The sequence below is a fragment of the Nonomuraea sp. NPDC049269 genome, from assembly GCF_043197155.1.
Classification (GTDB): Bacteria; Actinomycetota; Actinomycetes; order Streptosporangiales; family Streptosporangiaceae; genus Nonomuraea.
In genome coordinates this window covers 669,333-689,814 of the sequence record NZ_JBICSO010000001.1, presented here as the reverse complement: position 1 = coordinate 689,814, position 20,482 = coordinate 669,333, and the positions used below count along the sequence as shown (strand labels likewise).

Annotated in this window: 16 protein-coding genes and 1 pseudogene; 6 read left to right on the top strand and 11 right to left on the bottom strand. The window is 68.2% G+C overall.

Features of this window, described 5'->3' with window-relative positions:
- Positions 1-69 precede the first annotated feature (69 nt).
- The 5 genes and pseudogenes from tal to ACGFNP_RS03300 all read left to right on the top strand — a co-directional run.
- Complete coding sequence (gene tal, locus ACGFNP_RS03320) at positions 70-1,197, top strand: transaldolase (RefSeq protein ID WP_358340187.1); 1,128 nt, start codon at positions 70-72, stop codon at positions 1,195-1,197.
- A complete protein-coding gene (locus ACGFNP_RS03315; protein WP_393314240.1) occupies positions 1,187-2,428 on the top strand; it encodes an NAD(P)/FAD-dependent oxidoreductase in 1,242 nt (413 codons plus the stop codon). The genes tal and ACGFNP_RS03315 overlap by 11 nt, the downstream gene beginning before the upstream one ends.
- A gap of 63 nt (positions 2,429-2,491) precedes the next feature.
- Positions 2,492-2,854 (top strand): DUF488 family protein, encoded by a 363-nt coding sequence (locus ACGFNP_RS03310; RefSeq protein ID WP_358340190.1) that lies wholly within the window; start codon positions 2,492-2,494, stop codon positions 2,852-2,854.
- Positions 2,855-2,958: 104 nt separating this feature from the next.
- Entirely contained in the window at positions 2,959-4,953 is a 1,995-nt protein-coding gene (locus tag ACGFNP_RS03305; RefSeq protein ID WP_393314236.1) for an aconitate hydratase, read from the top strand.
- A gap of 127 nt (positions 4,954-5,080) precedes the next feature.
- Positions 5,081-5,534: pseudogene (locus tag ACGFNP_RS03300) on the top strand (transposase family protein); the annotation flags it as partial.
- Positions 5,535-5,556: 22 nt separating this feature from the next.
- On the opposite strand, the gene ACGFNP_RS03295 reads toward ACGFNP_RS03300, so the two are convergent.
- From ACGFNP_RS03295 to ACGFNP_RS03245, 11 genes are all read right to left on the bottom strand, one after another.
- Positions 5,557-6,345, bottom strand: a complete 789-nt coding sequence (locus ACGFNP_RS03295) for an HAD family hydrolase (protein ID WP_393314233.1) — start codon at positions 6,343-6,345, stop codon at positions 5,557-5,559.
- Positions 6,346-6,352: 7 nt separating this feature from the next.
- The gene (locus ACGFNP_RS03290; RefSeq protein ID WP_393314230.1) at positions 6,353-8,809 is read right to left on the bottom strand and encodes a glycoside hydrolase family 65 protein; all 2,457 of its coding nucleotides are present in this window, start codon (positions 8,807-8,809) and stop codon (positions 6,353-6,355) included.
- Between the two features lie 38 nt (positions 8,810-8,847).
- Positions 8,848-9,663, bottom strand: coding sequence for a trehalose-phosphatase (otsB, locus tag ACGFNP_RS03285; RefSeq protein WP_393314227.1), 816 nt, complete (start codon positions 9,661-9,663; stop codon positions 8,848-8,850).
- Positions 9,664-9,843: 180 nt separating this feature from the next.
- Positions 9,844-10,191 carry a magnesium transporter gene (locus tag ACGFNP_RS03280; RefSeq protein WP_393314225.1) on the bottom strand — a complete coding sequence of 116 codons (348 nt, stop codon included), beginning with the start codon at positions 10,189-10,191 and terminating at the stop codon, positions 9,844-9,846.
- Positions 10,164-10,826, bottom strand: a complete 663-nt coding sequence (locus ACGFNP_RS03275) for a CBS domain-containing protein (protein ID WP_393314222.1) — start codon at positions 10,824-10,826, stop codon at positions 10,164-10,166. Before ACGFNP_RS03275 ends, ACGFNP_RS03280 begins: the two co-directional genes overlap by 28 nt.
- 126 nt (positions 10,827-10,952) lie before the next feature.
- Entirely contained in the window at positions 10,953-11,834 is an 882-nt protein-coding gene (locus tag ACGFNP_RS03270; protein WP_393314219.1) for a dihydrofolate reductase family protein, read from the bottom strand.
- Between the two features lie 6 nt (positions 11,835-11,840).
- A complete protein-coding gene (gene folE / locus ACGFNP_RS03265) occupies positions 11,841-12,533 on the bottom strand; it encodes a GTP cyclohydrolase I (RefSeq protein WP_393314216.1) in 693 nt (230 codons plus the stop codon).
- Positions 12,534-13,195: 662 nt separating this feature from the next.
- On the bottom strand, positions 13,196-13,600 hold the full coding sequence (locus ACGFNP_RS03260; RefSeq protein ID WP_393314213.1) for a VOC family protein: 405 nt from the start codon (positions 13,598-13,600) through the stop codon (positions 13,196-13,198).
- A 552-nt stretch (positions 13,601-14,152) separates the two neighbouring features.
- The gene (locus ACGFNP_RS03255) at positions 14,153-16,891 is read right to left on the bottom strand and encodes a universal stress protein (protein ID WP_393314210.1); all 2,739 of its coding nucleotides are present in this window, start codon (positions 16,889-16,891) and stop codon (positions 14,153-14,155) included.
- 207 nt (positions 16,892-17,098) lie between these two features.
- Positions 17,099-17,749 (bottom strand): STAS domain-containing protein, encoded by a 651-nt coding sequence (locus tag ACGFNP_RS03250; RefSeq protein ID WP_393314207.1) that lies wholly within the window; start codon positions 17,747-17,749, stop codon positions 17,099-17,101.
- Between the two features lie 69 nt (positions 17,750-17,818).
- Entirely contained in the window at positions 17,819-18,154 is a 336-nt protein-coding gene (locus tag ACGFNP_RS03245) for a TraR/DksA family transcriptional regulator (RefSeq protein WP_393314204.1), read from the bottom strand.
- A gap of 984 nt (positions 18,155-19,138) precedes the next feature.
- Between ACGFNP_RS03245 and ACGFNP_RS03240 the strand changes: the two genes are divergently transcribed.
- Entirely contained in the window at positions 19,139-20,269 is a 1,131-nt protein-coding gene (locus ACGFNP_RS03240) for a helix-turn-helix domain-containing protein (protein ID WP_358340214.1), read from the top strand.
- The last annotated feature ends 213 nt before the right edge of the window (positions 20,270-20,482 follow it).

Genomic DNA, 20,482 nt, shown 5'->3' with positions numbered 1-20,482 from the left:
GTCCTAAACGAAAGCGGATGTACGTCCGTGGATGTACATCACCGCACGAATAGGAAAGGAAGCCATGCTATGGCCGATCCACTAGCTGAACTTACTGCCCGCGGGGTGTCGATCTGGCTGGACGACCTGAGCCGGGAACGGCTGGTTTCAGGCAGTTTGGCGGACCTGGTCGCGCGAGACCACGTGGTGGGGGTTACCACCAATCCCACCATCTTCGCGAAAGCCATATCCGGCGGCGATGCCTACAACGCACAGATGAGCGACCTGGCGGCGCGTGGCGTCGAGGCCGCGGAGGCCCTGCGCGCGCTGACCACGTTCGACGTCCGTGCCGCCTGCGATGTCCTGCGGCCGGTCTATGACGCCAGCGACGGGGTGGACGGCCGGGTGTCGATCGAGGTCGACCCCCGACTCGCCCACAACGCCGAGGCGACGATCGCCGAGGCACGGGCACTGTGGTGGCTGGTGGACCGGCCCAACCTGTTCATCAAGATCCCGGCCGCGCGTCAGGGGCTGCCGGCGATCGCCGCGTGCCTGGCCGACGGAATCAGCGTCAACGTCACGCTGATCTTCTCCCTGTCCCGCTACGAAGCGGTGATGAACGCCTTCCTCGACGGGATGGAAGCCGCCCTGCAGGCCGGACGGGATGTGTCAGCGCTCGCCTCGGTGGCCTCATTCTTCGTCTCCCGGCTGGACACCGAGGTCGACGCGCGATTGGACAAGATCGGGACCGCCGAGGCCGCCGGACTGCGCGGCCAGGCCGCCCTGGCCAACGCCCGGCTCGCCTATCAACGCTACGAGCAGGTGCTCGCCTCGCCACGCTGGACGGCGTTGGAGGCCGCGGGCGCGCGCCCGCAGCGTCCGCTGTGGGCGTCGACCTCGACCAAGGACCCGGCCTACCTCGACACGCGCTACGTGGTCGATCTGGTCGCGCCCGGTGTGGTCAACACCATGCCCGAGGCCACCTTGCGCGCGGTCGCCGACCACGGCCAGGTGCCGCCCGACTCGGTACACGAGCACTACCAGCACGCCCAGCAGGTACTCGAGCGGCTGCAACGGCTGGGCATCGACTACGACGACGTCGTGCAAAGGCTCGAAGACGATGGCGTGGCCGCGTTCGAGGCGAGCTGGGACCGGCTGCGCGAGCAACTGGCCACCACCCTACGAGCAACCGGCAGAGGTGCTGGACATGGCCGTTGACATGACGTACCTGATCGCCGGAGCAGGTCTGGCGGGGGCCAAGGCCGCCCAGGCCCTGCGCGAGGAGGGCTTCCAGGGACGGATCGTGCTCGTCGGTGAGGAGAGCGAACGCCCCTACGAGCGGCCGCCGCTGTCGAAGGGCTACCTGCTGGGCAGAACCGAGCGGGAGGAGATCTACGTCCACCCGCAACCGTGGTACGGCGAGCACGACGTCGATCTGCTCCTCGGTACGGCGGTCACCGGCATCGACCCCGCCGGGCACGAGGTGAGCCTGTCCGACGGCAGCCGGATCGGCTACGCCAAGCTGCTGCTGGCCGCCGGCTCCTCCCCGCGGCGGCTACCGATTCCGGGCGCCGACCTGGATGGTGTGCTCTACCTGGGCCGGGTCGAAGACAGCGACCGGCTCAAGGCGGTCTTCCCAACCGCGTCCCGGGTCGCGATCATTGGCGCCGGCTGGATCGGGCTGGAGACCGCGGCCGCCGCCCGCGCCGCCGGAGCCGAGGTGACCGTCCTGGAGAGCGCGGAGTTGCCGCTGTTGCGGGTGCTCGGCCGCGAGGTCGCCGAGGTCTTCGCCGGGCTGCACCGCGAGCACGGGGTCGATCTGCGCTGCGGCGTGCGGGTCGCCGAGATCGTCGGCCGTGGCGGCCGGGCCGTGGGCGTACGGCTGGCCGACGGCAGCCAGATCGACGCCGACGCCGTCATCGTCGGAATCGGCATCACCCCCAACACCGGGCTCGCGTCCTCCGCGGGGCTGGAGGTGGACAACGGCGTCCGGGTCACCGCGCGACTACGCACCTCCGACCTGGACATCTACGCCGCCGGCGACGTGGCCAACGCCTTCCACCCTCTGCTGGGCAAGCACATCCGCGTCGAGCACTGGGCCAACGCGCTGCACCAACCGCAGGTCGCGGCCAAGACCATGCTCGGCCAGGACGTCCACTACGACCGGCTGCCGTACTTCTTCACCGACCAATACGACCTCGGAATGGAGTATTCCGGCTACGTCGAACCTGACGGATATGACGAGGTGATCTTCCGCGGTGACGTCGAGGCGCGCCAGTTCGTCGCGTTCTGGCTGTGCGGCGGGCGGGTGCTGGCCGGTATGAACGTCAATATCTGGGACGTCAACGACGCCATCCAGGATCTCGTGCGCGCGGGCGAACAGGTGGACACCCGCGCGCTGGGTGATCCCAGGACACCGCTGGGCTCGCTGGTCGGCGCTTCGCCCTGAACCAACGGCTGGTCAAGACGTTGAACCATCCAGGAACTCGCACGAACGCGGGGAGGCAAAACGATGGCAGGCAAGGGCAAGATTCAGGTGCGTCGGGTCTATGAAGAACCGGCGGCGGATGACGGCACCAGGGTGCTGGTCGACCGGATCTGGCCGCGAGGGCTGACCAAAGCCAAGGCCGGCCTCGACGAATGGTGCAAACAGGTCGCCCCCTCGACAGAGTTGCGCACCTGGTATCACCACGACCCCGAACTCTTCGCCGAGTTCGGCCGCCGCTACCGCAGCGAACTCCAAGCCCCCGAACGGGCGGACGCGGTGACGCACCTGCGCAAGCTCGCCCAAGACGGCATGCTGACGCTCCTCACCGCGACCAAACAGCCCGAGATCAGCGAGGCAGCCGTGCTCGCCGAACTGCTCCAGCACTGACCACGGCAATCGGCAAGGAAACGCGTAATCGAAGAGGCCGCTACGCGCAGGCGCAGGCTCTGGACCTCCGCGACAAACTCTTGAGGTAAGCCGGGAGGCGCAGCATGGGGCACAACGTCGCACAGAAACTGATCGCCACCCACCTCGTGTCCGGCGACATGACCGCCGGGCAGGAGATCGCCCTGCGGATCGACCAGACCCTTACCCAGGACGCGACCGGCACCCTGGTGATGCTCGAACTGGAAGCACTCGACCTGGACCGGGCCCACACCGAGGTGTCGGTACAGTACGTCGACCACAACCTGTTGCAGACCGACAGCAAGAACGCCGAAGACCACACCTTTCTACGCTCGGCCTGCCACCGATTCGGACTGTGGTACTCCAAGCCGGGCAACGGTGTCTCCCACCCGACCCACATGCAGCGCTTCGGCATCCCCGGCAAGACGCTGGCCGGCTCCGACAGCCACACGCCGGCGGCGGGCTCGCTGGGGATGCTCGCGATCGGCCTGGGCGGCCTCGAAGTGGCGATGGCGATCGCCGGTGAACCGGTGTACCTCCGGATGCCCGAGATCTGGGGGGTACGGCTGACCGGCGAACTGCCGGCCTGGGTGAGCGCCAAGGACGTCATCCTCGAAATGCTGCGCCGGCACGGTGTCAAAGGCGGCGTGAACCGGATCATCGAGTACCACGGTCCTGGGCTGGCGCATCTGACGGCCATGGACCGGCATGTGATCGCGAACATGGGGGCCGAACTCGGCGCGACCACCACGGTGTTCCCGGCCGACGATCAGGTCCGGGATTTCCTGCGAGCGGAGCGGCGCGAGCACGACTTCGTCGAACTGCTCGCCGATGCGGATGCCACCTACGACGTCACCGACGAGATCGACCTGTCGAGTCTGGAGCCGCTGATCGCGGTGCCCAGCTCACCGGGGAACGTGGTCACGGTGCGCGAGGTAGCCGGTCGGCAGGTGGACCAGGTGGTGGTCGGCTCGTCAGCCAACCCAGGACTACGCGATTTCGCCGTCGTCGCCGCCATCGTTTCCGGGCGGCAGGCGCATCCAAGGGTGTCGTTGGACATCAACCCGAGCTCGCGGCAGATCCTGCAGGACCTCACGAAGATGGGTGCTACATTCACGCTGATCTCGGCCGGTGCGCGCCTGCATCAGTCCGGCTGCATGGGCTGCATCGGCATGGGCCAGGCGCCGGCCAACGGGCGCAACAGCCTGCGCACCGTCCCGCGCAACTTTCCTGGCCGGTCCGGAACCCGTGAGGACTCGGTCTTTCTCTGCTCGCCCGAGACCGCCGCCGCGGCCGCTCTCACCGGCCAGATCACCGACCCTCGCGACTTGCCGCACCTGCTCGGCATCGACTATCCGCACCTGGAGTTGCCCGCCGAGTCCAGCGTGAACACCGCCATGCTCGAACCGCCGCCCTCGGCGCACGCCGATCAGGCCGAACTGGTCAAGGGCGCGAACATCTCCTCGCTGCCCGACTTCCCGCCGTTGCCCGACCACATGGAGGCGCCGGTCGCGCTCAAGGTCGGCGATGATGTGTCCACCGATGAGATCCTGCCCGCCGGGGCCCGGGTGTTGCCCTACCGCAGCAACATCCCCAAGCTGGCCGAGTTCACCTTCGCACAGATCGATGAGGACTACGTCGGCCGGGCACACGCCTGCCGCGGCAGCGGGCACATCGTGGTCGGCGGCGCCAACTACGGACAGGGCTCCTCGCGCGAACACGCCGTCATCGCCCCCCGCTATCTCGGCCTGCGCGTGGTGCTGGCGGTGTCCTTCGCGCGCATCCACTGGCAGAACCTGGCCAACTTCGGCGTGCTCGCGCTGGAGTTCGCCGACCCCGACGACTACCACCGCGTCGAGCAGGGCGACGTTCTTGTGCTGGACGGGCTAAGGCACGCGATCGGCTCCGACGGCACCGAGATCACGGTGCGCAACACCAGCCGAGACCAGCTGTACTCCACCCGGCACCGGCTGTCCGACCGGCAGATCGCGATGCTGCTGGCCGGTGGGCTGATTCCCTGGCTCCGCGAGCGAAAGAGCAGCCGATCACCCCAGCCGCCCGCCTCGCACGACGCCAGGTAGACATGGAGGCTTTTCCAACCTGATTGTGCACGTCGATAGGGGTGCACCCTGGGGAGGGTTGGCATGAGAGGGGGCTCCCGGTAAGACAGCAGTCGACCAAGATCCGATACCCCAACCGGGAGCCTCGGTGCTGTCTTACCGTGCCGCGATTCCACTGTCCAACCACACCTTGATCCGACTGGCCGAGCTCATCCGCATCCGGCGCGCCGAACGCCGCTCGCGGTGGCGGAAGCTAGACCCGGCCCGGCAAGCGCTGCTGGTCCTACACCATCCTGGATGGCACCCTCGTCCCGGTCGACCGCCTGGCCGACGAACGGCCGTACTACAGCGGCAAACACAAGCAGCACGGGGTGAATGTGCAGTTGCCGGCCGACCCGGCCGGCCGGCTGGTGTGGGCCTCACCTGCGCTGCCCGGCGCCACCCACGACGTGACCGCCGCTCGAACAATCGGCCTGATCGACGCCTTGACCAGCGCCGGCGTGAAGACCTTCGCGGACAAGGGCTATCAAGGCGCGGGCGGCACGATCCGCACACCCTTCAAGCGGCATCGCCATCGTCCCTGGCTGTCACGCGGCCAGCGGGACGGTCGTACACGACCTGTTTCTACCGTGTCGTCCTCAGCTGGTGGGAGGCGAGGCCGCGCACGTCGACCTCGTCCAGGGTGGTGACCACGAGGTCGGCGTGCGCGGCGGTCAGCAACTGCTGGTCATCGGCGCGGGCGACGCCCAGCGCGGCCATCTTGCCGGCTTTGGCGGCCCGGATCCCGCTGACCGCGTCCTCGACGACGAAGCAGTGCTCGGGTGCGGCTTTGAGCTCGGCCGCCGCGGTCAGGAAGATCTCCGGGTCCGGTTTGCCCCGCGCTAGGTCGCGCCCGGACAGGTCGGCGTCGAAGAAGTCGAGCAGGGTCAGCCCGGGGTGGACGAAGTCGTAGATCAGGCCTTCCTGGTGGGCGAAGGTGTCGAGGTGGATGTGCTTGAGGAAGCGGTCGGCGTTCTTCGACGACGAGGCCGCTGCCGCCGGGATGCCAAGGTCGCGGACGGCCATGACGAACCGCAGCGCGTCGGGATAGGCCGTGAACTGCCTGGCCTCGATGAGCCGGACGATGAACGCCTGCTTGCGGGCGGCGTAGGTCTGCGTCCGGGCTTGGGCGTCGGGGATTTGAAAGTGTTCGAGGGCCGCGAGCGCCCCGGCCGTGCGCGGTTTGCCGGAGATGACGCGCTGGTAGACCTGCGGGGTGAAGGCCTCCTCCGACCAGGTGGTGTGCTCGCGAATGTCGGCCCAGTCCCCCTCCATGAGCTCGCGCAGCGCGTCCTTCCAGGCGCGCTGGTGCGGTGAGTCGACGAGGACGCCGTCCACATCGAAGATCGCTCCGTCGAATCCGCCGGTCGCCATGGCGGGCTCACCTTCTGTCGTCCGCGTCATGTGGAAGCGGGGAGGACGCCTCGGCAGGCAGCTTGAACACGCACGTGCCGCCTGGGCTCAGTTCGTGGATGTCAGGGCCGACACCGACGCGCAAGGGCCAGCGGAACCCTTCGGCCTGGGCGAACACGATGAGCTCCCCGCCCTTGACACTCACCCGCAGCGAGGTGCCACGAAAGCGCATGCACAGCGCCACGCCGTCGAGCCGGTCGAGCAGGCGCGGCTGCAGGCGCAGCACGCCGTCGTCGCCGATGCTGCTGCCCATGAAACTGCGCTGCAGCAGGTCCAACGTGCCGGACATGACGCCCATGTGGATGCCTTCCTTGGTGGTGCCGCCTTGCACGTCACTGACGTCGCTTTCCAGCGCCACCAGGAATCGGTCCCAGGAGCTCGCCGGGTCAAGGCCGGCCAGCACGCCGGCGAAGGTGACGAAGCTGAGCGTGGAGCCGTGGGAGGTGCGGCGGTCGTAGTACTCGATGGTGCGCCGCGCCAGATCCCGGTCGTAGCCGTATCCGAGCCGCTCGAAGACCGCCCGCAGCTCGTCGTGATCGAACAGGAAGAACATCATCACCGCGTCGGCCTGCTTGGCCACCTTGAAGCAATTGGGGTCCTTGCCCTCGGCCTTGAGGATGCGGTCCATGCGCTGGATGTTGGGATAGGCGGCCCGGTAATGGTCCCAGTCGAGTTCCTCCAAATCGGCATAGCCCTCGAACTGGCTGATGACGCCATCGTGGAAGGGGAGGTACATCCGGCGGCTCATGTCCTCCCAGACGCGTAGCTCCTCATCGGTCACGTGCAGGTATCTGCGCAGCATGGCGGACCGGCTGGCAGGGAGCAGGTCGAGCACCTGCGGCATGGTCGCGGAGATCCAGGCCGCCATCGCGTTGGTGTAGGCATTGTTGCGCAGCCCCGCCTGCTCGGCGCCGGGGTAGCGCTCGTGGAACTCGTCGGGGCCCATCACCCCGTGGATCTCATACCGCTGCCTGCCGGGGTTGTAGTGAGCGATCGACGCCCAAAAACGCGTGATCTCCAGCATCAGCTCGGCGCCGTAGTCGCGCAGAAACTCCAGATCGTCGGTTGCCTGGTAGTACCGCCATACGTTGTAGAAGATCGCCGCGCTGACGTGGCGCTGGTTGTGGCTGAGATCGGGGTCCCATTGGCCGGACAGCGGGTTGAGATGAACCTGCTGGGTCTCCTCGGTACCGTCGCTGCCGCTCTGCCAGGGGAACATGGCTCCCCGGTAGCCCGCCTCGCAAGCGGCGGCCCGCGCCTCGGCCAGCCGCCGGTAGCGATACAGCAGCAGCGCCCGCGTGATCTCCGGCAGACGCAGGTTGAGGTACGGGTAGACGTACAACTCGTCCCAGAAAACATGCCCGCGGTAGGCCTCCCCGTTGAGGCCGCGGGCCGGCACGCCGGCGTCGTGCCGGGCGGTGTGGCGGGAGCACACCTGCAGCACGTGGGCGATGTGCAGGCGCAGCAGCAGCTGGGCGCGGGGCTCGCGGGGCAACTGGATGTCGCAGCTGTCCCACAGTTCGGTCCACGCCGATTGATGTTCGTCCAATGCGTCGTCGAAGCGCGGGTATCGCAGCACGTGCCGGCCAGCGGCGGTCAGCGGCTCGGTGATCGCGTTGTCGCGGGAGGTGAACAGCGCGACCATCTTCTCCACGCGGGCCGGCTTGCCCTGCTCCACGTCGAAGGCGAGCACCTGCTGGATGTAGTCCTCCATCTGGTGCAGGCTCCGCTCCACGCCAACGGGGCCGTCAAGGTGAAGCCGCTCGCCCAGGAACACCTGCGTTCGCGCGGCTTCGGCGACGTAGATGTTCGACTGACGCGTCTGTACCTTGAGCGCGATGATCTCGGGCCCGAACGTGCGCGGCGACACGGGGTCGAGATGGCGCCCCTCCAACTCGCGGTAGCGGGCGACCATATGGTTGGTCATCCGGCCGTCGAGCGCGGTCACGACCTCGACGCGCCCTGACCAGTTCTCCGGGACCAGCGTCCACTCGATCCCTGCCTGGTGACTGTAGGCCATGCTCACGAACCGGCGGCTGGTCAGAGTCGTCACGCGGCCCGCGTGGTCACGGAAACGCAGATCGCGCCGGACCAGCGCGAACCTGATGTCGTAGGTGTGCCGGTAGTCGAGCAACTCCACGCTGCCGAACCTGACGGCGGCCTCGCCCTCGATCCTGAGCTTCAGCACCAGCCAGTTGGGCAGGTTGACCAGGTCCTCGTTCAACACTGGGAAACCGTCGAAGATCGTGGTCTCCCGGTTATAGCCGCCGTGAGCGTAGGTGCCCGGATAGTGGACCGAGCCCATGTCCTCCCACTCGGCGGTGCCGCGCGTGCAGAAATAGCCATTGCCCGTCGACGTCAGCGCCTCCCGCAGCGTCTCGGACGCCGGGTCGAAGCCGTCGTAGCTGAGTACGAAACCTTGCATGGCGCCCCCCGAACGCGTCCAGCACGGTCAAAGCGCGGTCAATACCCCAAAGTGATCAGGAAGCGCTCCACCTCCCCCGGCGAGGCCAGCGCGAACTCCGCCTCCGTCCGCCGGCCGGCCACCTCGGCGTCATCAGGATGGCCGACGATGATGCCGATCCCGCGACCACGCAGCACGCGGAAGGCGTCCTCGTCGGTGACGTCGTCGCCCAGGTACAGCGGCACGAACACCTCGCTCTCGAGGTTGAACACCTCCAGCAGGTAGAGCACAGCCCTGCCCTTGTCCCAGTCGACCTTCGGCTGGATCTCATACACCATCTTGCCCGGCATGATCTTGATCTCGTCGGGCTGTCGGGCCTGCAGCGACCGCACCACGGCGGCGACCCGGTCACGGTCCTCCACGGCCGCGAGCCGGTAGTGCACTGCGACCGACGCCCGCTTCGGCTCCACGATCACACCGTCCAGCGATCCCGTCTGGGCCCGCAGCCGTTCGGCGACCGCGGTTATCAGATCCGCCGATCCAGGCGCCGGATCGTGTGCGATCACACCCTCGCATGGGCTCCAGATGTCGAACCCATGGCTGCCCGCCACCACCAGGTCGTCGATGCCCATCAACCGCTGCACGACCGTCCGGTCCCGGCCGCTGACGACGCACACCGGGCACCTGGCGGCGAGATGCCGCACGGTCTCGCGCATGCCGTCCGAGATCACGGCGTCTTCAGGCCGGTCGACGATGGGCGTCAGCACCCCGTCGTAGTCGAGGAACACCGCAGGGCGACGACCTGCCAGCCGCGTCGCCAGCCGCCCGTCGTCGTGAAGTGCGCTGGGCAGGTCACGAACGGTCCCTGGACCCATCCGACGTCACCCCCGTGGCTCACCGAGCCTGGAACGTCTCCGTACCCTCCAGGGTGCCCCTGAGGCACAGCCCGATGCAAGCCGTCGCATTGCCGGGTAAATCCAAGGCGAATCACCATCGGCTGTTCCGCCGGATGGGGCAAGGCCAGGATGATTCTTCCCCCGCCCAGGTGGGAGACGTCAGCTGACGATGATCAGAGAGGTGAGCAGATACACCGCGATGGACACCAGGTCCTGTACGACCGTGGCCAGCGGTCCCGAGCCGAACGCCGGATCCTGGCCGAGCCGGTTGAGCAGCCACGGCAGAGCCATGGCGAGCACTGAAGCTACTGAGCAGGCGGCGAAGAGGGAGATGGAGGCGGTGAGGGCCACCTGGGCGTCGCCGTACAAGAGGGCGAACGGAAGGAAGGCGACGGCCATGGCGGCGCCGATGAGGAGGCCGGTGATGGCCTCTCCGCGAACAAGGCGGCGGATGGAGACTCCGACGGAGAGTCCCCGTACTACGACCGCTTCGGTTTGCGTGCCCACCGCGTCGGCCATGTAGACGACGCCGGGCAGGAGAAGGCGAGGGTGACGTTGGCGGCCAGTTGTTCCTCGAACGAGCCGACGATGCCGGCTGACAGCATCGCGCCGAGAAGTCCGAGCAGCAGCCAGGGAATCCGATGGGCGAATCGCCGACGCACCGGCTCTTCTGCGGCGGTGCGGGCGGTGGCGGAGCCCTTGAGGTAGCCGCCGAGTCTGGCCATGTCCTCATCGTGTTCCTCGAGCAGGACACGGAGCAGCCGGCGCGGGGGGATCAGCCCGTGGAAGTGCCCGTCGGGGCCGACCATCGCGAGGCTGCTTTCTGCATGTTGGACGGCCTGCCAGGCGGCGATCTCCTGATCCACACCCGGGGTCACGGTGGGCGGATTGTGATCGGCGAGTTCGCCTACGGTGACAGCGTCGTCGGCGGCGAGCAACTGCTCGATGCTGAGCAGGCCGTCGAGCCTGCCCTGCTCGTCGACCACCACGATGTCGCAGGCGCAGTCGAAGCGGCGACCCAGCATCCGCGCGCGCGCATCTCCCACGCTCACCCCGGGCCTGAAGGTTGGCACCTCCGTCACGACATGCTCGGCGGCCGTGCCCGTGAAGTCCGCACCGCCCGTGAGCGGGCCGACCGTCACGGTGCGTGTCCTGGAGCTCTAGGCGGCCGAACGCCGTAGGGGAGCCTCGCCGGCCCGTCGATCCGCTCGAGCCGGACGATGTCGTAGCTTTCATCGCCAACAGTGCGGCAGCAGGATATGCCGGAGTTATCCGCTGTCATAGTCTGCTCCCAGGTGGCCGACGCGGCGAAGCCGGTAGCGGAGGAACAGGTACGACGCGCACCGGCGGAGGCTGACCAGTTCGGCGCTCTCCCGTCTGCTGGGGAGCAGCTCCAACCCGGTGACCAGGCCGGGACGCGAGGTGTCCGCGCGGCCGGCGATCACCGGGGAAAGGGTAAGGAAGAGTTCATCGGCGAGGCGGTCGCGGACCAGGTGCCCGAAAAGGCGCGGGCCGCCCTCACTCAACACCATGGTGTGCCCGCGATCACGGATGGACCGCAGCACATCCGCCATGCGCAGGACCGGGCCTACGCCCAGAACGACGACGGTGCAGGTTGCCGGGAGACGCTCGTCAAGCAGCCGGGCCCCGACCTTCGTGGTGAGGATGAGCGCACCGGCTTCGAGCCCAGGATGCCCGGTCGGCACGTCTCCGGTGGCGGTGACCACGGCCAGCTCAGGACCGGCGGTACGCCCTCGGCTGCCTCGCAGCTCGGCGAAGTCGGCGGCGGCCGCCGGGTAGACGTGCTCAGGGGTCCACCGATGGCCCGCGCTGGCCCGTAGGGTTCCGGCACCGATGAGCACAACGTCGGCGAAGGCGCGCAGCAGCCCCATGACGAACCGGTCCGCCGGTTCGCCGCCGCTGATCGCCGAACCGGAGGACGGGTACTGCGGGCCGAGAGCGACCACTCCATCCAGTGAGGCGACGAAGTTGGCGTACACGCACGGCTCGGTGAATCCCAGGTCCCCGCCGTAGGCCGTGGCGAGGGTCGAGGGCAGGCCCGCAGGCGGCAGCGCGGCCTGCTCATACAGCAGGTTCGGCAACTCCACCGGTGCCTGGCCGGCGGGATGTCCGGCGCTGTGCGTTGCCATGCCCGGTCAGCCTCGGTGACCGCACAGCCCGATGAACTCGGCGCGCAGTTGCGCATCGGCGTCGTAGTTACCGCGCCAGTAGGTGGTGCGGGTGCTGGATTCGATCTCCCGCACGCCGCGCATCTGCGTGCACAGGTGCACCGCCTCCAGGTGTACCGCCACGCCGTGCGGGGCCAAGATGCGCTCCAGCGCGTTCGCGAGCTGCTGGCCGATCCGCTCCTGCACGGAGAACCGGCGCGCGAACAGTCGCACCAGCCTGGTCAACTTGGAAAGGCCCAGGATGTGCTCATGCGCGATGTAGCCGATGTAGGCCCTGCCGAAGAACGGCAGGCTGTGGTGCTCACACAGAGAGAAGAACGGAATCGGGCCCTCCACCACCTGACTGATACGACAATCCGGGCCGCCGTGGCATTCGGTCGGGAACGCGGTGACCAGCTTCTCATCGCCCTCGAACCCGCTGGTCGCATCGAAGATCGCGCGCAGGAAACGGCGTGGCGTGTCTACCGTGGACGATGACCCGACCGGCAGGCCCATCGCGGTGAAAATCTCCTTCATGTAGCCTTCGAACCGCCGCCATTGCTCCGGAGCGATCTGCCTAGGGCAGACGGCCTCCCACTCCTCGGCAAACGCCCCAGAGACCGTTACCGGCAACTCGGTGACATCCGACGACACCCCCACGTGCTCGGTATGGTCGCTCACCTGTGCTGCCTCCTCACAACATTGATCCGCGCGGGTCGCGCATCCGCAGGGCTTGCGGCGCTCATCAGTACTGAACTGGCGCTGCTTTGCCCATCGTGTGCAGGGCAAGGGTGGCGTGGGCGCCGCCAGCGCATTGCCTGTGCTTTTTCAATCATGAGAATCCGTTGGTTGTTCTAGGCCGCCCTACCGTTTGCAGACATACATGGTGGCCTGGCGAGCGATGAGGTCCTTGAGGTAAACAGCTACATGTACGACATGTCCCAGCTCAGTGGCCGTACGACCTTGTCTGGTCTATGATTCGTCCAGCAATTCACATCCTCGGCAGCACGGCCCCGATCCTTCACCCGGACTGTCCGTCAGCGCGGCGCTCGACGAATACATCGGTGATCGCGGCAGCCAGGGCCGCCAGCAGATAGCCTGTTAACCGATAGTGCGCGCTGGAAACTGTCGCATGGTGTCTGTCGCCGGGGGGCTGGGCAGCGGCCGGAGCGTCGAACAACGCCGCGATCGCCTGAGCCGCCTACTGGCCGGAAACAGCTTCACGGCGGGTCCCGTGGCGGCTGATGCGATCGTGGCCAGCGTCAGTTCGAACACGGCGGGCGGGCGGCCGAATCGCACGACGGCCCGGCCCTCAGCGCGACTACGCAAAGACAGGCATGTCCTCACCAGGCATAGATCCGGTTCATGATCCCACGCCGCACCGCCAAGTCGGGGCCAGGATAGGCCACCATCACCGGCACACCGCTCGGATCACTGCCCTCAACCAGCGTGAAGCCGTCACCGGTCCGCGTGTGGACATGGGCTTTTGCGTGTTTGAGGAACTGCTCACAGCGCCGCAGATCCTGCTCGTCAGCCGCGGTCCAGATCACGTACTGAATGCCGATGGTGCCCAGCGCGCGGGAGGCATCGCTACCCATTGCGCGAAGGTAAACCTGGAGGTTGTCCGCGCTGACCAGCAGGGCCGCAGTGGTACTGCGGACCGTGACCTCCATCCCCAGGAGCTCACGGTAGAAATCCACGCTTACGTCCAAATCGCGGACGAACATCACCACCGATGCCAACTGCACTCGGGGGACGGCCTCTGGAAGGGAGGCCCGCTGAGCATCTCCCGGCTGGACAGGGCTGCTGTCCGCGGCGGATTCCCAACGGTCAGAGCCGGACGCAGAACCCGGTCGCATGCCGCCCCCGATCTTCCCTCGCAATCGCGAAAGGCTTGCTCTGGACTACGGGTCCCTTCCACGCTACAACGCCCAGCATTCGGGTCACCACGGCGCCGGCGCCGCATCGAGTCCCTCGGCTACGGCATCGCGCACGGCGTTGCGGCCAAACAGCAGCGCCGGTACGTCGACACCGTGCGCTGGGATCAGCTCGGTGCACCTGGGAACCGCAGTGAGTGGGCAGTCGCCGCGCTGCGCCTGCTCGAATGCCAGCTCCAGCGCCCGTTGCGCCGATGGTCAGCGGTCGACGCCGACCATGATCGGAGCGCCCAGGGCGTCGGCGAAGGCCGCGGACGACGATGACGGTTCCGATCGCATGGGTGGCGACCTGCTGGCTGACCGAACTGCGCAGGAGGCAAACCGGCCAGAGCGGTGGGTCTGACGTCGCCTTCGGGTGGGCCTTCACGGCAGTCGGAGCGTATAGCCGCCGCGATTGTGGGCCAGTCGGGCGATGGCGTGGGTCTGTTCGTCGTCGTTGTCATCGACGCGGTCGAACTGCTCGGCGACCCGGCCGCCCGCGCGGTCGCAGAAGGTGGTGGCGATGTAGCGTTCCTGCCCGGACGCTTGGACGCCCTGCTCATCAAAGAGGGCGCTGGTACGAGAGATGGTGGCGATCTGCGCGTAGATGTCGATCGCGGCGTGGGCAAGGCGTTTCTGCTGGCGCTGCCGGAATTGGATGTCGGGGCCATGGATGCGCAGCAGCTTCTCGGCAGTGGCGCGAAGCTGACCGACCTGGCCGGCGACCCGGTCGGCGTGGCGGCCAAGCGTGGGGTGGGCGGTGTCGAGCCGGTCGGGTCGTACCCGGCGCCGCAGACGCTGACCGGCGTAGTCGGCGAGGATGCCGATGCTGCCGATCGGGTCGGTGAGGTTCAGGTGGCGCAGGTCGGCGACCTCGTCGGCGACGGTTTTGAGGCCGGCGAGCGCGACGAAGGAGCGCAGCACATCGTTGGCGCCTTCGAAGATCGAAAAGACGCGGCTGTCGCGCAGCGCCTTGGCCGCCGACGAGTCGGCCATGTACGCCTGACCGCCGAGGAGTTGGAAGACCCGGTTGACGGCGTACCAGTGAAACTCGCTACCGGCGATCTTGGCCATGGCCGACTCGACAGAGTAGTCCGGCACGCCGGCATCGACGAGACCGGTGGTCAAATAGGCCATCGACTCGAAACCGTACAGGTAGGACACCATCCAGCTGATCTTGTCTTCGACCAGTTCGAACTCGGCCAAGGGCCGGCCGAACTGCTCGCGTCGGGTGGTGTGGTCGATGGCCAGGTCGATGAGGCGTTTGGTGGCGCCGACGACGCCGGTACCCAGCGACATGCGCCCGTTGTTGAGGGTGTGCATGGCGACCCGCAGGCCGTCGCCGGGTTCGCCGAGGACGTTCTCCTTGGGCACCCGTACATCGCGGAAAGTGAGCCGGCGCAGGTCGTTGCCGCGCAGCCCCAGGGTGTCGTAGCGGTCCGGGGCGTCGAAGCCCGGCATGCCCTTCTCCACGATGAGAGCCACGTGCCCGGTCTCAGCGCGGGCGAAGACGCACACGACGTCTTTGCCGCCGTTGCCGATCCACCGTTTCTCGCCGTTGAGGACGTAGGAACCGTCTGCCTGCCGCTCGGCGTAGGCGGTGATGCCGCGCATGTCGGAGCCGGCGCCGGGCTCGGTCAACGCGAACCCGGCAAGCTTGCGGCCAGAGGCCAGATCGGGCAGGAACCGGGCCTTTTGCTCGTCGGATCCGAACAGGTGGATCGGTTTCATCCCGATCGACTGGTGCACCCCCATGACCACCGACAGGCTGCCGTCATAGCCGCCGAATTCCTCCATCACCCGGCAGTAGCCGGTCTGCGACAGGCCCTGCCCGCCGTACTCGGGCGCCACGTACAGGCCGAGCAGGCCGCGTTCGCCGAGCCCGCGCACAATGTCGTCGCCCACCCACCGTTCCTGCTCGACCTTGATCGGGTCGTAGTGCGCGTCAAGGAAGTCCCGGGCGTCGCCGATCAGGTTGTCGACGCGGCGCTGCTCGTCACGGGTCAGCCGCGGATAGGGCATCACCATCGTGGCCGGCAGCCGGCCCGTGAACAGCGACTTGGCGAATGACGACACCGGCGGTGCGCTCGTGTCCGCTGCGTCGGCGCCGGTCCGGTCTCGTGCTGCGGGTTGCGTGGCGACGGTTGGCTGAGGTGCTGCCAGCGCGGTGGGACTGGCGGCTATGCGCGCAGGTTCCGGGGCGTCCGACACGCCCTGCCGAGGTCGTGTCATGTCGCCGTCATAGGTGGCTTGGGCACGGACGATGGCCACTGTGCCGGTCGCGTGGTGCAGCACGCGCTGGCTGGTGGAGCCGAGCAGCAGGCCGGTGAAGCCGCCGCGGCCACGGGATCCTACGACGGTCAGGGCGGCACCCGCGGATTCGGCGACCAGGACATCGGCGGACTCACCCTGGACGGCCTTCTGCTGTACCGGAACATCGGGGTACTTCTCGCGGCATTCGGCAACGGCTTCGGCGAGCAGCCGGGTAGGCCATTGGTACAGGTAATCCGTGTAGTAGCTCCCGATCCGCCACTGGTAGGCGTGCACGGCGACGACGCCCAGGCGGTGCAGCGCCGCGTACGCGAAGGCGAAGTCGACGGCCAGATTCGACAGGTCCGAGCCGTCCACGCCGACCACCACCTGACCGGTAGCCGGGCCGGCCTCATCGGGGGCGCCGGATGGGCTGTCACGCACGACGACGACGGGGCAGGCGGCGTGCGCGGCGGTCTGGACGCCGACGGACCCGACGAGCAGCCCGGTGAACCCACCCAGGCCGCGGTGACCGACCACCACCAGGGCAGCGTCGCGGGAGGCGTCGATCAACGCCGCGGCGGGGGCGCACACCGGAAGATCGGTGCTGATGTCCAGGGAGGAGGCGATCTGGCGGGCTCGGTCGGCGGCGGTGCGCAGGAGTTGTTCGGCTGCCTGCTGGAGCCCGGCATCGGGCGGGCCCATCACCGGCGGTTCCAGCGATACGCCCATCAATGGCCACAGGAACGCGTGCACGATCCGCAGCCGACACTGCCGGGCGGCCGCTTCTCGGGCTGCCCAGTCCACCGCGGACAGGCTCTGTGGAGAGCCATCGACTCCCACGACGATCACAGCGGCCGGGTTGATGGTCATGCTCTCGGTCCCCTTCCGAGTGTGAGCGACGGCGGCTGCCGCAGCTGGGTGATCTGGCCGTCGGCCAGATCAGTCGATGCCGGGTTCAGGTACGAGCGTTGCGGGTCCGGCTGTGGATGGTGATCTCGGCGCCTGCACCTGCGTGAGGAGTTACGTGCCCGGATCGCTGAGCGGCGATTGCTTGGCGATGGTCGAGAGCGGGCCGCGTTATTCCCGGCCTGCGGCTTGTGCCACGCGCCAAGCACGATCAGCAGCTTTCCGGCTGAGCCGGATGAGGTGGCGCCGTCGCCGGCCAGCCTTGTCTGACCGCGCAGCAGGTGCGGAGTTCGACAGGCGGTGCCCGCGTCCACCGTGGATGTTTTGCCTGCTGCGGCCGTGCGGCGATCGTCGCACGGCCGCAGCAGGCCATCGGCGAGCGCCGGCTACTCGAACATGACTCAGCTCCGCGGCTGCAGGTGATGCCAGCTCTGCCCACTGGTCGAGTCGGCGCCGCCCGAGCTGCGGTGATCGTGCCGGCCGACTGGTCGACGGTGCCGACTGCGGGAGGTGCGTGAGCTCCTCCAAAACACCGGCAAGCTCCAGGACCCGGCGCACGCGCCGCTGCGGATTGACCACCGTGTAGCCGCGTCCACGCCGGATGGCGATGTTATGGCCGGCCACCAGGGCGCCGATTCCCGCACAATCGAGGAACGTCACCCTGGCCAGGTCGACGAGGACGTTGACCGGGCCTGGTGCATTTAGTGTGTCCTCGATGGCGGCTCGTAGCGCACCGGCGGTGAGCAGATCGATCTCGCCGACAGGGGTCAGCGTGACGACGACCCGGTCGCCGACCGAGTATCGGGTCGATGAGAAACGCATCGGTGGCCTCCGTTCAGTGCAGCTTGTTGCCGAGTTCGCGCCGGTGCATCCCGGCCAGATGCCGGCCGGTCAGCCGGTCCGCTTGCGCTGGCACGGCACGCAGAACCGGGCGTGCGGCAGGATTTCCAGCCGTTGCGGCGGGATGGCGGTGGCGCAGCGTTCGCAGATCCCGTAGCTGCCCTCGGCCATGCGCCGCAACGCCTGCGCAGTGTCGGCCACCACCTGGCGGGAGGAGGCGATCAGCGCTTCGAGGATGTCGTCGTCGAAGCCGCCGCGGTCGGGCTGTTGGCCGCACACGGTAAGGTGTGCGAGCTGATCGCTGTGCCGCTGGAACTGCTCCTCCAACGTGGTACGCAGCTCCTCGATCGGATCGTGCACAGTCGGATCGTGCACAGTGCTGGTCACGTAACTGGCCCCTTTCTCAAGGTTCGCGGTGGCAGGCGCGGCAGATGTCCACGCCGCGGGTCGCGATGGGTGCGCTGGCGCCGGGTGCGAGCCAACGGGATCAGGCAGCCGCGGCGGCGGGATCCCGGCAGGCCGCCATGGCCTGCCTCCTCGCTGGATCCGGCATCACCTTCTACTGCCAACCTACGTCGTCATGAGGTGGAAGGCAGGGGCTGCCACCGGCCAACATGCCAGGCGCCTGGTTGCCGACCGTCGGCAATCACAACGTCACCGCGCTCACCTGGCCAACGAGGACCGCACGCCGTCGCCGGACGCCTCGTGCCCGCGCCCGTCGACATGATGAAGACACCGGTGATCAGCGATCGTTCCAGCAGGTCGGCCCGGCAGCTGCGTGCCCCGGTAGGCGATATGGTCAACGCCGACCGCGACCTGCCCCTGTCTGGTCACGTCGACAGCGGCGACGCTGGTCGCCTCCGTCTATCGTGGTGGGCTGTCGCAGGCGTTTCGTCAGGTCGGTGGCGGCGTGGGCTCGCCCGGCAGGCCACTCACCATGGGATTGATGCCGCCTGCCCGATCAAGGTTGGAAGACGGCGGCTGTGGGGACGGTGCCGGACATGGACATCGACGACGCCGCGGATGACGAACAGGGGCGACGGCCAGGGCAGCGGCGGCGCCGGCCGCCGGCACGAGTGAGGCTTTCAAAGATGGGCCGTGGTGGGTTTCTCGGACACGGCATTCATGGTGGTTGCGTCCCGCGGTACCGGGCAGGTGCCAGGCGGATAGGCACGGCCAGGTCTAAACTGCCGACGCCCGGCAAGGACCGGCTGGCGAAGCAGGCGCCCCGTAGGCGAGGCGGGTACGGAGGTGGGCATGGCCGACAGCATTCGGGGGCGCAGCGAGGACTCACCGTTGGAATCTGAGGCGGATGATGCGTGGCTTATCGGGGTCGCTGAGGGGGCCAGCAGGGACGCTGGGGGTGTGCCGGTGGAGCTGCTCGGTGAGTACCTGCCGCTGCTGGCCGACGCCGCCGTCCACGGACGCCGGCCCAAGCGCGGCGAACTGGAGGCGGTGGGTCTGCTCGGCCGGCGGGCCGCGGAACAGGGCATCTCCGCCGGGCGGGTGGTTCAGCTGTACCTGTCGGCGGCGCGGCGGCTGTGGCAGGACCTGCCGATGGCGGTGCGCTCCCGCGACCGTGAGGCGGTGCGCGCCGCCGCCACCGCGGTGCTGCACGTTGTCGATGTCGCGGTCGCGAGGCTCGCCGAAGGCTACGCGGACGCGCGCCGCGACCTGGTCCGCCGGGAAGAGACGCTGCGCCGCGAACTGATCGACGACCTCCTGCGCGGCGACTCCGACCTGGGCGCCTTGGTGGAACGCGCTGAGCCGTTCGGGCTCGACCTCGCCCGCGTCCACCAGGTCGCCCTCGCCGCGCCAAGCCGGCGGCTGCCCGATGCCGACGCGGCGATCAGCGCCCTGGAGGCGGTCGTGTTCGATCGGCTCGGTGACCGGGACGTGCTCGTCGCTACCAAGGACGGTCTCCTCGTCGTGCTGGCACCCGCCGACCCCGCCCTGGCCGGCCGGGTGGCGCCCACCGACGATCCCGGAGACGACCTTGGGCGGCTCATGCACCGCGAACTCAGCCGCCTGCCGCGCGGGCGCCCTTGGCGGGTCGCTGTCGGTCGTGCCTATCCGGGTCTGTACGGCATCGCCCGCTCCTACGAAGAAGCCCGCGAAGCCCTCACCATGGCCGGCCGGTTGCATGTCGACACCCCGGTCGTCAACGCCCACGACCTGCTCATCTACCGGGTTCTGCTACGCGACCAACCCGCCATCGTCGACCTGGTACACGCCGTGCTCAGCCCGCTGCTGCAGGCCCGCGGTGGTGCCCAGCCGCTACTGACCACCCTGGAGGCCTACTTCGACACCGGAGAAGTGGCCACCGAATCGGCCAAGCGGCTGCACGTGTCGGTGCGCACCGTCACCTACCGACTGAACCGGGTCAAGACACTGACCGGCTACAACCCGGCCGACCCTGCTCACCGCTTCACCCTGCAAGCGGCGGTGCTCGGCGCCAAGGTTCTCAACTGGCCGGAACAACCCTTGCCCACGTCGGCCTAGCTGCACAGCGAGCAACCCATACGGCTGGAGTCAGTTGAACGCGACCCGTGCCGCTCAACAAGTCGATCAAGGCCCGCCCCGGACGGGCATCGACCACCCGGCCGCAGCCGTTGATCGGCGCGACGACCATGATCACGCAGACGCCGTGGTGCCTCCTACGATGACCGGGACATGACCTGGGCGCGGTGGCCGCGGTTGAGCTGGCCCGCCTCA

Coding starts and splice junctions, on each gene's coding strand:
- ACGFNP_RS03310 (WP_358340190.1), top strand. CDS start 2,492: ATGGCAGGCAAGGGCAAGATTCAGGTGCGTCGGGTCTATGAAGAACCG.
- otsB (WP_393314227.1), bottom strand. CDS start 9,663: ATGGGTCCAGGGACCGTTCGTGACCTGCCCAGCGCACTTCACGACGAC.
- ACGFNP_RS03270 (WP_393314219.1), bottom strand. CDS start 11,834: ATGGCAACGCACAGCGCCGGACATCCCGCCGGCCAGGCACCGGTGGAG.
- ACGFNP_RS03305 (WP_393314236.1), top strand. CDS start 2,959: ATGGGGCACAACGTCGCACAGAAACTGATCGCCACCCACCTCGTGTCC.
- ACGFNP_RS03255 (WP_393314210.1), bottom strand. CDS start 16,891: ATGACCATCAACCCGGCCGCTGTGATCGTCGTGGGAGTCGATGGCTCT.
- ACGFNP_RS03295 (WP_393314233.1), bottom strand. CDS start 6,345: ATGGCGACCGGCGGATTCGACGGAGCGATCTTCGATGTGGACGGCGTC.
- ACGFNP_RS03250 (WP_393314207.1), bottom strand. CDS start 17,749: ATGCGTTTCTCATCGACCCGATACTCGGTCGGCGACCGGGTCGTCGTC.
- ACGFNP_RS03315 (WP_393314240.1), top strand. CDS start 1,187: ATGGCCGTTGACATGACGTACCTGATCGCCGGAGCAGGTCTGGCGGGG.
- tal (WP_358340187.1), top strand. CDS start 70: ATGGCCGATCCACTAGCTGAACTTACTGCCCGCGGGGTGTCGATCTGG.
- ACGFNP_RS03290 (WP_393314230.1), bottom strand. CDS start 8,809: ATGCAAGGTTTCGTACTCAGCTACGACGGCTTCGACCCGGCGTCCGAG.